Origin of the sequence: Bdellovibrio sp. ArHS, from assembly GCF_000786105.1 — a bacterium.
Classification (GTDB): domain Bacteria; phylum Bdellovibrionota; class Bdellovibrionia; order Bdellovibrionales; family Bdellovibrionaceae; genus Bdellovibrio.
Window position 1 is genome coordinate 103,929 of record NZ_JTEV01000015.1, and the last position, 13,634, is coordinate 117,562.

At 45.6% G+C, this 13,634-nt stretch carries 14 protein-coding genes and 3 tRNA genes; 5 read left to right on the forward strand and 12 right to left on the reverse strand.

Annotation, left to right across the window (positions count from 1 at the left end; genetic code table 11):
* Positions 1 to 3 precede the first annotated feature (3 nt).
* Entirely contained in the window at positions 4 to 1,602 is a 1,599-nt protein-coding gene (locus OM95_RS08550) for a porin family protein (protein WP_041872612.1), read from the forward strand.
* Positions 1,603 to 1,684: 82 nt separating this feature from the next.
* Here OM95_RS08550 and groL read toward each other — a convergent pair whose 3' ends face one another.
* The 7 genes from groL to OM95_RS08585 all read right to left on the reverse strand — a co-directional run bounded on the left by groL (position 1,685) and on the right by OM95_RS08585 (position 6,284).
* Positions 1,685 to 3,328 carry a chaperonin GroEL gene (gene groL, locus OM95_RS08555; protein WP_041872614.1) on the reverse strand — a complete coding sequence of 548 codons (1,644 nt, stop codon included), beginning with the start codon at positions 3,326 to 3,328 and terminating at the stop codon, positions 1,685 to 1,687.
* A gap of 29 nt (positions 3,329 to 3,357) precedes the next feature.
* Complete coding sequence (groES, locus tag OM95_RS08560) at positions 3,358 to 3,645, reverse strand: co-chaperone GroES (RefSeq protein WP_041872753.1); 288 nt, start codon at positions 3,643 to 3,645, stop codon at positions 3,358 to 3,360.
* Between the two features lie 149 nt (positions 3,646 to 3,794).
* On the reverse strand, positions 3,795 to 4,298 hold the full coding sequence (locus OM95_RS08565) for a hypothetical protein (RefSeq protein ID WP_041872616.1): 504 nt from the start codon (positions 4,296 to 4,298) through the stop codon (positions 3,795 to 3,797).
* 166 nt (positions 4,299 to 4,464) lie between these two features.
* Positions 4,465 to 5,286 (reverse strand): carbonic anhydrase, encoded by an 822-nt coding sequence (locus tag OM95_RS08570; RefSeq protein WP_291515905.1) that lies wholly within the window; start codon positions 5,284 to 5,286, stop codon positions 4,465 to 4,467.
* A 267-nt stretch (positions 5,287 to 5,553) separates the two neighbouring features.
* A tRNA-Asn gene (locus OM95_RS08575) sits at positions 5,554 to 5,629 on the reverse strand.
* A gap of 58 nt (positions 5,630 to 5,687) precedes the next feature.
* The gene (locus OM95_RS08580; RefSeq protein ID WP_041872618.1) at positions 5,688 to 6,140 is read right to left on the reverse strand and encodes a hypothetical protein; all 453 of its coding nucleotides are present in this window, start codon (positions 6,138 to 6,140) and stop codon (positions 5,688 to 5,690) included.
* 67 nt (positions 6,141 to 6,207) lie between these two features.
* Positions 6,208 to 6,284, reverse strand: a tRNA-Arg gene (locus tag OM95_RS08585).
* Between the two features lie 143 nt (positions 6,285 to 6,427).
* On the opposite strand from OM95_RS08585, the gene OM95_RS08590 reads away from it, so the two are divergent.
* The 3 genes from OM95_RS08590 to OM95_RS08600 all read left to right on the forward strand — a co-directional run bounded on the left by OM95_RS08590 (position 6,428) and on the right by OM95_RS08600 (position 7,847).
* Positions 6,428 to 6,520: transfer RNA gene (locus OM95_RS08590), tRNA-Ser, on the forward strand.
* A 51-nt stretch (positions 6,521 to 6,571) separates the two neighbouring features.
* Positions 6,572 to 7,141: a peroxiredoxin gene (locus OM95_RS08595; protein ID WP_041872621.1), complete on the forward strand. Its 570-nt coding sequence runs from the start codon at positions 6,572 to 6,574 to the stop codon at positions 7,139 to 7,141.
* A gap of 211 nt (positions 7,142 to 7,352) precedes the next feature.
* Complete coding sequence (locus OM95_RS08600) at positions 7,353 to 7,847, forward strand: YdeI/OmpD-associated family protein (RefSeq protein WP_041872624.1); 495 nt, start codon at positions 7,353 to 7,355, stop codon at positions 7,845 to 7,847.
* Positions 7,848 to 7,866: 19 nt separating this feature from the next.
* Here the strand turns inward: OM95_RS08600 and OM95_RS08605 are convergent, their stop codons facing one another.
* Positions 7,867 to 8,826, reverse strand: a complete 960-nt coding sequence (locus OM95_RS08605; protein ID WP_291515907.1) for a Na/Pi symporter — start codon at positions 8,824 to 8,826, stop codon at positions 7,867 to 7,869.
* Between the two features lie 143 nt (positions 8,827 to 8,969).
* Between OM95_RS08605 and OM95_RS08610 the strand changes: the two genes are divergently transcribed.
* The gene (locus OM95_RS08610) at positions 8,970 to 9,179 is read left to right on the forward strand and encodes a SlyX family protein (protein ID WP_041872760.1); all 210 of its coding nucleotides are present in this window, start codon (positions 8,970 to 8,972) and stop codon (positions 9,177 to 9,179) included.
* 3 nt (positions 9,180 to 9,182) lie between these two features.
* Here OM95_RS08610 and queF read toward each other — a convergent pair whose 3' ends face one another.
* The 4 genes from queF to OM95_RS08630 are packed head-to-tail and all read right to left on the reverse strand — an operon-like array spanning position 9,183 to position 13,581.
* On the reverse strand, positions 9,183 to 9,695 hold the full coding sequence (queF, locus tag OM95_RS08615; RefSeq protein WP_041872626.1) for a preQ(1) synthase: 513 nt from the start codon (positions 9,693 to 9,695) through the stop codon (positions 9,183 to 9,185).
* A 40-nt stretch (positions 9,696 to 9,735) separates the two neighbouring features.
* On the reverse strand, positions 9,736 to 10,221 hold the full coding sequence (locus OM95_RS08620; protein WP_041872629.1) for a hypothetical protein: 486 nt from the start codon (positions 10,219 to 10,221) through the stop codon (positions 9,736 to 9,738).
* Positions 10,218 to 11,555 (reverse strand): hypothetical protein, encoded by a 1,338-nt coding sequence (locus OM95_RS08625; RefSeq protein WP_041872631.1) that lies wholly within the window; start codon positions 11,553 to 11,555, stop codon positions 10,218 to 10,220. The genes OM95_RS08620 and OM95_RS08625 overlap by 4 nt, the downstream gene beginning before the upstream one ends.
* Positions 11,545 to 13,581, reverse strand: a complete 2,037-nt coding sequence (locus OM95_RS08630) for a hypothetical protein (RefSeq protein ID WP_041872633.1) — start codon at positions 13,579 to 13,581, stop codon at positions 11,545 to 11,547. The genes OM95_RS08625 and OM95_RS08630 overlap by 11 nt, the downstream gene beginning before the upstream one ends.
* Between the last annotated feature and the right edge of the window lie 53 nt (positions 13,582 to 13,634).

Consider the following 13,634-nt stretch of genomic DNA (forward strand, 5'->3'; position numbering starts at 1 on the left):
TTTATGAAATCATTTCTTCTTTGCTTTCTCTGCATCACGTCCTGTTTCATTTTCGTATTTTCGACGGCGCATGGCCAGACCATTGCCCAGAACACGTTTCTCAGCACCGTCGATCAGGACCTAGCAATCAAGTCCATCGTTTTGGTACCCACGATCGACAACGTCAGCGGAATTTATTCGCGGCCCGTGGAAGAAGAACTAAGAAAAATTCTGAACGAAGACAAACAGTGGTCTTTGGCAAACTATCCTGCCGATCTTAAATTGAATGCAGCCCTTTTGGACGAGCGCCCCCAGGATGTCCAAAAAATTTTAGAAGCTGCGAAAAGTGAAGCGGCACTGACTTCAAAAATCATTCGCGGCCCTCGCGGCATCACAATCACCTTAACACTTTTTGTGGGACGCGAAGGGTTACCGCTATTGCAAGAGTCCTTGAATGATTACAAAGGGTTTGAAACCGCCGAAATTAAAAATGAAGTCCGAAAGCTTTTCGAAAACTTGAAATACAGAATGCCTTTTCGTTCGACGATTCTAAGTCGTCGGGGTCAGCAAGTGACTTTAAATTTGGGAAGTGCTTACGGCTTAAAGCCGGAAAGCCGGGTTTCAGTTGTACAGATCATCAAGGTCAATCGTCATCCGAAATTAAAGTTCATGGTCAGTACAGAAAAGGAAGTCTTAGGCCGCGTGAAACTTTTCAAAGTGGAACCTTACTTAAGCTTTGGTTATGTTGAAATGGAAAAAGAACCCGGCGTCATCGCCGTGGGTTCGAAAGTGATGCCGGATGAATTTGTAAAGTATTCTGTTCCGGTCACGACCCCATCAGGAAAAGTTTTGCAAGACATCTCGACCCGTCCTGATAAGGAAGTCGCCTTCGGCGAAGATCCGCAGGAATGGTTGCCAACTATGCCACCTCAGTTCGGAAAAATTGAACTGCTAGCTGGCTTTTCCAGCTACACCCAAAACAGCAATCTACAAACCGCAGGGTCGATCAGCGGCAGCAACAATCTTGCGCCTAATATTCTGGTTCGCGGAGAAATCTGGCTGAATCCTGAGTGGTACGTCGGCGTTCTTCTCAGACAATCGGTCTTTTCGATTGATAACAAATTGAGCGGCTCTTCGCCGGGCAGTCTGAATATGTCCATGGGTCAATACGGCGTAAATCTAGGATACAATTTTCTTTTAACCAGTGACTTCTTCGGTCCGAAGCTGCAAATCGCCGGCGGCTATACCAACACTAATTTTAGCGTCGACGACAGCACCCCGACGGCATTCACAACAATGAAATACGGCGGCTTCGCTTTCAGCGTGGCCGGACAATTCCCGCTATCCGAAGAAATCCCCGTCGATATCGGCGGTAAATTAGATTTCTATCTAAACCCGTCATTAAGCGAAAGCAAATCCAGCGGCGCTTCTTCGGACAACAAAATTAACAGCTTCAGCTTCTTCGTAGACTATAAACTTAAAACAAGATTCAAAATCAGAGGCGAACTTCTTCTAGAAAACTACACCTCAGACTTCAGCGGCACCGGCCAAAGAACAGACCCAGCCACAAGCACCAGCCACAAAATGACAACCCTCATGAGCGGAGTCCAATATCTGTTTTAATAGAAGCACCAGATCCAAAAATAAAAAAGCCCGGGAATAATCCCAGGCTTTCGAAAAAGAACGAAGATGTTCGGCAAGCCGATTACATCATGTCGCCCATTCCACCCATACCGCCCATGCCAGGAGCACCAGCAGGCATTGGAGCATCTTTCTTAGGTGCTTCAGCGATCATTGTTTCAGTCGTAAGCATCAAAGAAGCTACAGAAGCAGCGTTGGTCAATGCACAACGAACAACTTTAACTGGATCGATAACACCGTCTTTGATTAGGTCAGTGTATTCGTCAGAGTAAGCGTTGAATCCCCAAGTAGCAGATTTGTTTTGAAGGATACGATCCAAAACGATCGCGCCATCAAGACCTGCGTTTGCAGAGATTTGACGAATTGGCTCTTCACAAGCACGTTTGATGATCGTCGCACCGAAAGACTCTTCTTCAGAGAATTTAGTTTTATCAACTTTTTGAGAAGCACGAAGCAAAGCAGTACCACCACCAGCTACGATACCTTCTTCAACCGCAGCACGAGTCGCGTTCAAAGCGTCTTCTACGCGATGTTTTTTCTCTTTCATCTCGACTTCAGAAGGAGCACCAACGTGGATAACAGCTACGCCGCCAGCCAATTTAGCCAAACGCTCTTTCAATTTTTCTTTATCGTAGTCAGATGAAGTTTCGTCGATTTGCGATTTGATTGTAGCAACGCGAGCTTGGATGTCGGCTTTTTTGCCAGAACCATCGATGATTGTCGTGTTGTCTTTGTCGACAACGATACGTTTCGCGATACCTAGGTCAGCGACAGTCGCTTGCTCTAGTTTGCGGCCGATATCTTCAGAGATCACTTTCGCGCCAGTCAAGATAGCGATGTCTTCAAGCATAGCTTTACGGCGGTCACCGAAGCCAGGAGCTTTAACCGCAGCAATGTGCAGAGTGCCACGAAGTTTGTTCACAACTAGAGTTGCAAGTGCTTCACCTTCAACGTCTTCAGCGATGATCAACAATTGACGACCTTGCTTAGCAACGCCTTCAAGGATGCCGATCATATCTTTCATTGAAGAAATCTTTTTGTCGTAGACAAGAACGTAAGCGTTCTCAAGAACCGCTTCCATTCTTTCAGCGTTAGTTACGAAGTATGGAGAAAGGTAACCACGGTCGAATTGCATACCTTCTACAACTGTTACTTCTGTTTTCGCAGTTTTAGATTCTTCGATAGTGATAACGCCTTCTTTGCCAACTTTGTCCATAGCGTCTGCAAGCATTTGACCGATTTCTTTATCGTTATTTGCAGAGATAGAACCAACTTGAGCAACTTCGTTAGAACCTTTTACAGGTTTCGCCATTGATTTCAACTCGTCGATAACAGTCGCTACCGCTTTGTCGATACCACGCTTGATAGACATTGGGTTGTGACCTGCAGAAACAAGTTTAGCACCTTCGCGATAGATCGCTTGCGCTAGAACAGTTGCAGTTGTTGTACCATCACCGGCTTCGTCATTGGTTTTAGAAGCAACTTCTTTAACCATCTGAGCGCCCATGTTTTCGAATTTGTTTTCCAATTCGATTTCTTTGGCAACGGTCACACCGTCTTTAGTGATAAGAGGAGAACCGAAAGATTTGTCGATAACTACGTTACGACCTTTAGGTCCCAAAGTTACTTTTACTGCGTTCGCAAGAGTGTTCACACCTTTCAAGATGTGCGCGCGAGCGTCTTCTGAGAATGTTATTACTTTAGACATGGTTTACTCCGTTTTATTATTTAATTGAATTAGTTGAATACGCCCAAGATGTCTTCTTCGCGCATCATTAGGTATTCGTCGCCCTCAAGTTTCAACTCTGTGCCTGCGTATTTTCCGAAAAGCACTTTGTCGCCAACTTTCACTTCAAGAGGAAGTACCTTTCCGTCTTCAGTGATACGGCCTTTGCCAGTAGCGATGATTTCGCCACGTTGTGGTTTTTCTTTTGCTGTATCTGGGATGAAAAGTCCGCCAGCGGTTTTTTCTTCTTCCGCCATTCTGCGAACTAGAATTCTGTCATGAAGTGGACGAACGCCAATTTCGTTCTTAGCCATGTATGCCTCCGTTATGATTGTAACAACGAAGGTAATATGAATCTGCTGGGGTAGGAGTCAAGGTCAGGTGCCCAATTTTTCTTATGACGCACCTGTTAATTTCAGAAATTTCAGGAACTTATAAATCAGGAAAGTTATTTGGGTTCTTTACCAATATTATTTGCGCTGACAGGCAAATCTGACGCCTGGGCCCCAAACACGGAGTTTGCGTAAGCCGTCATAAGCTCTGCCACCTCTTCGGGGGTCAACTTGCCAGCCACTTCGTTAAAAGCCGCCTTTTTGTCCTGAACTTTTGTAAGGTAACCTACGAAATAATCTGTCACGGAAAGGTCTTTGGCCACTTCAAGATCGTATTGTTCTTCACGCAGACGACGCTCTAATTTCTCAACACTCATATCCGTTGTCGAGACCGCCTCTACCGCCGCTTTATTATTAAGATTGGGGTCCGTTCCCTGCGCCACCGCTCGCGAAGCCTTTTTTAGATCGATCTGAGCCTTTAAGCTCATAACGTCGGCCTGAGCCAGTTGCACACGCTCGTTTTTCCATTCGCGGTAGCTCTTCACCTCGGCGCCTGCCTTCATCGCAAAAGCGGTCATAGACCAAAAAGCAAGAAGAGGTAAAATTTTAAGAAAGCTCATCGGCTCCTCCAACGGACGTCCCTATTTCCGAAGGAGTCTTATTACAAGGGTTGTGCCCTTGGGAAACATGTCTCATCTGCAATAAAAACGACTTGAGCCCCTTTTGGGGCCCAAATGTGTTACTTTGAGACGAATTTGGCTTTACAGCGAACGCTTTCGCTAGATGCTAGTGGCTGTGCTCGGCATGCGGCGCCTGGGATGGCTCTGCTGTCTTTTGGGCTTTGCACTTGTCACAAGTGGCTCCGGATCTGCCATGCGTGTGATGACTATCTTTCTTTGCCTCTTCAATACTGGCGGGGACACGGGTCTGCAAAGTCGATTCTGCTTTAAAAGCGACCTGCCCAGACTCTAAGTCATAAAGGGAAGAAACGATGCGAAGATCACCGCTTTCAACTTTTTTGCGAATCAGTTCTGAGCGCGTAAGAAGATCTTTCGCAACACCTTCTGTGTTCGCCCAAGACTCTGTTGCAAAATTCTTACTGGGAGTTTTGCCTTTGAATTGAGAGATCCGCGGATGAATGTCCTTCACCAAATTATCCAAAGCGGGTGTTCCCAAACTAGAACCATCCAATGAACTGTGCGCAGCTTTTACGGCACCACACGATGTGTGCCCCATCACTACCAAAAGTTTTGAACCCAGGTGTTCGACGGCGTACTCAATACTTCCAATCGCGTTATCTCCAAGGGCTTCACCGGCCGTTCTAACGACAAAGATTTCCCCTAATTTCTGATCAAACACCACTTCAGGCGGAACACGCGAGTCACTACAACTGAGCACGATCGCATGCGGCTGCTGACCCGTGCTTAAGCGGTGAACATCATTTTGCGATTGCCCATCCTTGCGAAGTTTAGAATTTGTAAAGCGGGCATTGCCATTCTGAAGCCAACGTAAAGACGTATCGGCATCGACACTTTTTACGGCGTGATCGTTCGCAAGCACAGTAGCCGAAGCCAATATAGTTACCAAAAAAGTTAAAACAGATTTCATCGACGAAGTCCTTTGAGAAGTTGTCTTCTTTTCGGGATCTTCAAACGGAAGTTGAGCTTTCTTTCCGAAAAAGTGAGAAGACTCTGATCGTAATCAAAACCCCGACAAGATTTAAGCCCAAGTTTAAAGATTTCGTAACAGTTTAAAGAACTTACTTCGAACAAGAGTCGGGTCCAGACGATAAAATTAAAATATCGCAGGCGGAGAAAATAAAAAAACCAAGCCTTGTGGACTTGGTTTCTTGGTCACATTTATTTAAAAAATAAATGGCTCAGAAGGAGGGACTCGAACCCCCGACCCAGCGGTTAACAGCCGCTTGCTCTACCGACTGAGCTACTTCTGAACTCGGTGAAGAACTATAATTAGGGCTTTGGGCGTTTCTTGTCAAACAGAAATCGCGCTTAAGGGGACTCCAGCCGCTCCAAAGCCTTGGTTAGCATTGGCGAACTAAAAGGCATCCCTTGGGCTCTAAAAACCGGCACTTTTTCGTTCTGTTCCAGGATTTTTGACTCTCCAGATGAGGTTAAAGCTATTAGACGCTTTTTATAGGCGGCTTCTTCAACACCCTCCGAGGTGAAACCACCCATCATGATTTCACAAACGCCGCTGATTTCTGAAGAACTTGTAAGGGTCTTTTTTAGCTCCCCGGTCAGCGAATAAACCTCAACTTTGACCGTCCCACCCGGGCACCAGTTCAGGGGCCGGTAGTCGCTGCCAATCAAAACCCCAAGAGCGCTTTGCGGATCGGAAAGTTTTTGTTTGAACTCGCGAGTTTGCAAAGCACGGATCGCGTAAAGAACAGCCCCTAAGGAAACAATCATCATCGCGATTTTAAAATAGAAAGAAATCTTCATGACGCTACGTTAACTCGGCGAGTTGAAAGAGGTCTAGTTATAACATGAAGTTTAATGGGAAAGAAAATGGTGCACTCGAGAGGATTCGAACCTCTGACCACATGATTCGTAGTCATGTACTCTATCCAGCTGAGCTACGAGTGCACTGTGAAAGAGACGTATAGATAGACTGCGGTCAGGGAAAAATCAAGCATTCTTGCTAAATTTACAAAAAGAATACGGCCAAGTCCTTGATTAAAGGGCCACCGTATGGCAGTTTGGTTTCTCAGTCGAATTAAACCGACCGCGGAAAGGTGGGTGAGTGGCTGAAACCAAGCGTTTGCTAAACGCTCGTACACTCAAAAGGTGTACCGCGGGTTCAAATCCCGCCCTTTCCGCCATTAGTCTCCTGGCTCGCCTAAACTAGGCCGAGAAAGTTTGGTGTTTAATTTATGCGCCAAAATTTAAATGACTTACCCAAAGATCTTCCTCGACCTACTGATGATGGAAAAACATCGCATCTTACCGGGCTTTCAATTCCGAAAGTTCAACTACCATCTACCCATGGCGGACAACTTGATCTGTGGGATGCGTTTCAAAAGCCCACCGTACTATTTATATACCCTCAAGCAGGTAGCCCCTTAGAGCCAGAGACAAATCAGGAGCTATGGGACTCTATACCAGGCGCTAGAGGATGCACCCCACAGTCATGTGGCTTTAGGGATTTAATTGGCGAATTTGAGCAATTAGGCATTCAGGTCTTCGGCTTAAGTATTCAGGCCCCACTTGTTCAAAAAGAGTTCGTCGAACGGAACCACATTAGCTTTCCGATTTTAAGCGACAATGAATATCTGCTAACAGAGCAGCTGAATTTGCCGACTTTTGACTTTGCAGGAAGGCGCCTTATCAAACGAATGGCTCTCTTTATTAAAGAAGGAAAAATTCAAAAAGTATTCTATCCAGTTTTTCCGCCGGATAAGAATGCTGACGAAGTTCTTCTTTGGCTTGCTTCGCAAAGATAAGTATTCGGTCTTAATAACTTGGGATTGGCGAAGTTTCGATGTCTCGAAATGTCTTCGCAATTACTGATGCCAAGGCCTGTTGCGAAAGTGTTTCGATTTCTACTGGCACAATAGAACCAGATTCGATCTAACCAGCAAAAGACAGGCGCTCAGCCATCCACCATATCTTATCCTTTTGCTCCTGCAAAAAATCCTCTGCATACTTGTCAGTATGGCAACAGCAGGAACGAAACTCTCATTTCAAGCGAAGTTAGAAAATTGGGCTGAAGGGATGGACTATTGTGCCATCGCCGTGCCTTCGAAAATTACCAAAGCATTGGGAACCAAAAAAGCTGTTCTCGTTATGGCTTCTTTAAACGGCGGCGAGCCATTCCAAGTCAGTCTTTTTCCTGCGGGCGGAGGAAAACATTTTATTCGAGTGCGCGCAAAAGTCCGAAAGCAAGCGGATCTTCATGAAGGAGATCGAGTCAAAGTTCAGATCACCGTCTTGGATAGAGCCGATGTGGATCTTCCCCAAGACCTGGTTGCCGCACTTAAAGCTGAGGGAGCGTTGAAGGATTTCAACGGCCTCACGCCCGGCAAAAAGAATTACGCCGTCAGAAAAATCAACGATGTCGCCAAGCCCGAGACTAGAAAAAAACGTATTGCCGAAGCCGTCGAACTTGCGTTGCGGGAAAGCGAAAGAAAAAGAGACCGGCCAAAATAGTTTTTATTCTGTATCGTTTCTAGAGTTTCAAATCTGATTTTTGCGCTTGTTTAAAGATCTTATCCATGACTTCCGTGAAGGGTCTTAGCAAGGTGAGAAAAATACTGACCAGACAGATATTAAATCCCAAATGAGCAATGGCTACGACGAGCAGATCATTAGGAGCTAACGCCATCACCGCGCTCGTGAATACGTCGATAAATGGATACAACAAGATAACACCAAGAGTATTGATAATTGTGTTGGACCACGCCGCCTTTTTTGCTTCCCAATTCATGGCATATGTCGCGTAGAGACCTGTTACCGTAGTACCAATGTTGGCACCTAGAACGATGGGAATGGAAGCCTCAGGCGAGATTAAATCCTGTTGCACGAAGATAATGGCCAAACCCGTAACGACCGTGCTTGATTGCATAAGTGCAGTCAGCAAAGTTCCAGCCAAAATGCCTTTTAGCGGGGTATTCGTATAAAGCAAAAAGTCGGCAAGATATTGCGATTGCCTCAATGGTTGCAAAGAGCTGCTGACCAAGTCCAAGCTAAAAAAGATAAACCCAAAGTAGAATAAAGCCTTACCGAAAATTTTCGCTCGCCAAGGAAGAACCGCCAGCAAGCTTCCCAAGACAATAAACACGGGGCCTATGCCGGTAAGTTTAAAAGAAACCATCCAAGCCGTTAGCGTCGTTCCTATATGTGAACCCAACATCACCGCGACGGCTCCAGGAAAAGAAAGCATTCCACTGTCCACTAAAGAGACTGCCAAAATAGAAACAGCGGTGCTGGATTGAATCGTCGCCGTGCTAAACAATCCCACCAAAAACGACATAAAGCGGTTTGCAGTCAGTTTTCTAATCGTGGATTCAAGCTTATTTCCCGCTTTTTGTTTCAGTTCGTTACTAAAGGCTGAAAGACCGTAAAGAAATAGAATGATGGCGCTCACGATCGAAAAAATAATCTGCTGTTGTTCAAAAAATCTAATCATCTTATCGCCTTTGTCAGTCCAATATACAGAGCTATACTCAGGGAGTCACTAGCTTCGAGCTGGCCGCAGGCACGCCCTTTAAAGAAATTTCAAATTAGCTAATCCGCTTCATAATGGACCGCTTTCCGTTTATATACCGACTCATGGACGAACAACGTTTTATCGATATCGAAACAAAATTGGCTCATCAGGAAATGATCGTGGAAGAACTTAACCAAGTTCTTTATCAACAGCAAAAAACCATCGATCAATTAGAAAAGCTGGTTCAGGGATTAACTAAGAAAATGAAGGAGCTTGTCACCGATGAAAGCGGCCTTGAGATTCGTGGTCATGAAAAGCCGCCTCATTATTAAACGCTAATACAGCTTTGAAAGCTCCATGGAGTACTTCCCTGGAGCGTACTCACTCAATCGCTTCTTATAAAGTTCCTGGAAGAACTTGTCCTTAACCGCGTAACTGGCGTAAGGATAAATAGCGATGCCTCCACGTGGAGTAAACTCCCCAACCACCTCGATATATTTCGGCTTCATCAAAGCGACCAGATCGTCACAAATCGTCTGCACGCAATCTTCATGAAAATCACCATGGTTGCGGAAGCTGAAAAGATAAAGCTTCAAGGATTTTGATTCGACCATCTTCTTATCAGCAATGTAGTTTACAAAGATTTTGGCAAAGTCGGGCTGACGGGTTTTAGGACACAACGAAGTGAACTCGGTGCATACAAATGTGGTCCACGCAATCTTGCCTGGATTTTTATTATCGAAGGCTTCCAAAATCTCGGGAGCATAAGTCTCTGGATATTGGGTTTGGTTTTCACCTAAAGCGAAATGAGCTAATTCTTTTGCGTCTCTGCCGGTTTTCTTTTTCATAGGCGCCTTTTTATTTCAATGAATAGGGATTAGCAATGCCTTACTTCTTTTTGGCTCTGGTTGCGGAGGATTTTTCAGCTTTCCCGCTACAAGCCTCTTCCTTTACGAGCTTCAAACCCGAGTCCATGTCTGGATGGAGGGGGTCCGGGACTCTTTCTTTAATATCATCCCTCATAAAGCGGGCCGTATAGGGTTTATCTTCCGACGTCAGCTCTTTGATCTCTTCGGCGGTTTTCAACGAAGCTATCTGACCTCGATAGTTTTTAACGGGCTCAAAAAGCTTTCCCTTCAAAGTCACGGCCGTATTTTTATAGACACTGGCGATCTCGGCCAAATCCGGAGGCAACGTTAAAACCGTTTCGCTCATGGAGCCTTCATACAATTTAAGTACGGGTCGCCCTTCAACTTCCTTGATAACGCCTTTAAATTCGTATTCGCCGCATTTAAATTTTTCGTCTGCTTGGACTAGACCCGGCAGACTTAAAATCCACATCATCAACAGAGTTTTCCACAGGTGTTTTTTCATAACTTAAAGTCCTTGCACGGATTCTCTTTTTTGCTTTCTGCAGAGTAGATTCTATAAAGCTCATCGTAAACTTCTCGCTCCGCTTTTGCGACCTTCATCGCCTTTTCCTGCAAACTCGTATCATTTTTAAAACTTGCGCGAAGTGCTTCCCATTTTTTAAATGCGGCACTGTTAATGTAATTCTGATAAGATGCCAATTCCGCCGCCTCTTTGGCGTTAAGACCTTGTGCCTTTTTCTTTGCCGAAAGAACAGTCACGCCAGAAATAAACTGCTCCTTGGTTCCGCACATTCTCGCATTCAGTACATTCACGCACTCGGGTTTGTTGAGCTCTTCGGCCTGCTTGTGCGCCGTCGCCAACCTGGCTCGAGTGATGTTGTAGTCATCCAAGGCTTCTTTCATATTGTCGATGACTGGCTGATTCTTGCTTTTTTCAAATCCAAGATGAATACGCGCGTGCTTGTAGTAGCTTTGAAAACCGCCCGTTTTATCAATTTCGATAAGATCATTCACAAGACGTAAATACGTAAGTGAGGCTGTGCCATAACAAGAGACTTCATTGGGTGAAGACTCGTAGAGCTGATCCGCATCTAACAGGGCTCCCTTTAAAAACTTTGTTGCATTATACGCGCGTCGACCCGCATCGCTAGAAATTTGTGGAGTTCCTAAAACCACCGCTTGGGGATCTCTTCGGCTGGCCAAAAAGGCATCTTCTAAAGAATTTCCCTTCGTTAAAAGCTGGCCAAACTTATCGCCAGAAATATTCCACGAGACACCTTCGCCGCCCATAGAAACCACACAAGTTTTATCAGATCCCAGTGCTGTCACAGGGCCCGAGTGGCAAGACATATCAACAATGCCCAATCGCACCCCTTTGGCCTCGGCCAAATCGCGCAGAGCTTTCAATTCATCCATATTGAAGTCATCATCTGTCGTCGTCACGCTATGGGTGCGCTGACCTTCCTTTTGTTTCACTCCGTGCGTGGCGACTGTAATTAAAAGTTGATCGCCAGATTTTAGATCGCCTTTTTGAATTCGTTGTTTAAGTGATGCGATTTCAGCATTCATGTTCTTGGCGGTCATTGGTTTATTTTTCCCTTTGAACATGTCTTGAGCCAGGGCTTCAGAGATATGATGTCCACCGTCAAAATATGAACGAGCCGTCCAGCCACTTCCTTGCTTAAAAGGCGCGAAGTTTCCATAGGTGGAATCAAAAATCGTAGTCTGTCCGTCGGGTTCTCCGCCGCCGCCAAAAAACACAATTTCCTTTTTTGCCCAGGCCGAGAATGAAATCGCCGTTACAAAAAATACGCCTGCGATTTTTTTACTCAACATCCCTCACTCCTGAATACCGCGCTAACCAATAGGCATACAGATAATCTATGCCGGCCGACTCTACACCGCGACTGTGAGACTGGCTGTAAGCGAAGGCAGAGTCCTTCCAAAGAAACCCACTGGAAAAAGCGCCTAACTCAAATGCGGGATAACTGTAAAGACCCTGATAGAAATAGGAAACGGGCGGCTCTGGTTTTTTAGCGGCCTTCCAAAAAAGTCTTGGAATCGGTGACATACACCAATCGGGACGTAATGAATGATCAATGCTGACGTCTATGTTCGGACGAGGATAAGGAATTTCACGCAGTCCCCACGCAGATTCTTTCAACGCTTCGGTGAACCGAGCCTCACTGCTTTCTTTGCGGAAGTTTCCGCCGCGTGTGCCGTGCTTGTAGGCGAAGCCATAGGCTCCGATCGTCAACAAGTGACGGCGAGCCGGTTCATAGGTGACCCAGGCGTCCATCAGCCGTTCGCGCATTTTGTCGCGAAGCTGCGCTTCTTTAAGAAGGTCCGCAATCATAATATCGGTCACATCGCCGACCATACTAAGATTAATTCCGCTCCAGTCTGCAGAGCCGTGCCAATAAAATGTCGTATCGAAATTCAAACCAGCTTTGACCTTAATATGATTAAAAGAATTTAGATAACGTTCTTTAAACGAAGAATCTCCAGTGAAAAGAGCTGCCAAACCCAAAGCGGCGGGTCTGTTCTGCTGCTTTTCTGACATAATTCTTAGATCGATTAGGCGACGGGCTTTTTCACGAAGCTCGGTCCAAATTTCGGTATCTGTGACGGGAATAACAAGGCTTGCCCAAAGAAAACCATGCGTGATCCCTTTCACCATGTCGTTGTTGCCACCCTCAAGCCAGATTAAATTTGCGAATTTTCCCGTTCCGCGATGCCACTTATCAGGAATGGCGCGCTGAGGGTTGTACAAGGCAAGCGTACGGGCAAACTCTTTGTTGTCGCCCGTAATTTCCATTAAAGTCATAAGACCCTTCACGGATTTGCGCACGTTTCGCAATGCCTCGGAGTCTTTTGTGTTAAGGTAACGCATCGCCTGCGACGCCACATACATTCCCGTCCACAAAGCAGAATCGCCATCGGCCTCGTAGGATACGAGTCTTCCCTGATCATCCAGTGCCGCATATGAGACCATGCCGGCTTCATTTATGTGGAAGTCCTTGGCATTCTTGTCGTAACCTTGGGCTTTATCCGTTAATGTCGGCGCATAGGCGTTTCGCTTTACGACCGCCTCGGTAATGCTGATGTCGTCGGTGACTTTGTTCGTAACACGAATAATGTCTTTATTGTTTCTATAAAATTCAAAATCCGTTGGATCAAATACGACATAAGGATGTTCATCCTTGAACTCGGGGCGATTCCGATAAGACCTTACCAAAGAGTCTTTCTCATAACCGATGTCCATCTTGAAAATCTTAATTATTCCTCGAACGGCCAAAGGAATATTTTTTCCTTTAGCATCCAGATTCCGTCGTTCGTTGACCCACAGGGGACGCGCTTCAAGACTTCTGCGCGTCGTTATCCACTCGGAATATTCTGATTCTTTTTTATCACTGAATTTCGTCGCTAGACCGGCCGGGGAAGTCACAAACCGGGACAGAACATTCACAGGTCCGCGAAACTCAGAAGGATCTCTTTTCAAACTTCCTAATTTTGTTATAAAGTCCGCTCTCTTAATATCATAGGAAATGGTTAAAGAGCTTTCGTTAGCGACTGCTTTTCCAGTCCATACTTCTTGAACTCGAAGACCATCAAAGAAATAGTTTATGTATGTCACGACTCGCACGACATTGAAGGTGCCGTCGTTGGACTTGCGCAGTTCAAGCTCACCATTATAGGGGCCGCGGGTTGAAGATGTTCCCTGAAGAAACCAGATTCCTTCCATCCCTCCAGAAGCCTGCAGAGACGCAATATCGCGAGGAAGACGTTTTTCTTTGTGAGTGCATGAACCAAAGACAACAACGCTCAAAAATAGAAAGAGGAATGAACTCAATAATTTCATTCCTCTATTGTCTCTAAACTAAGGTGAGGGCAGGAGTCCTGAAAGAACTATTC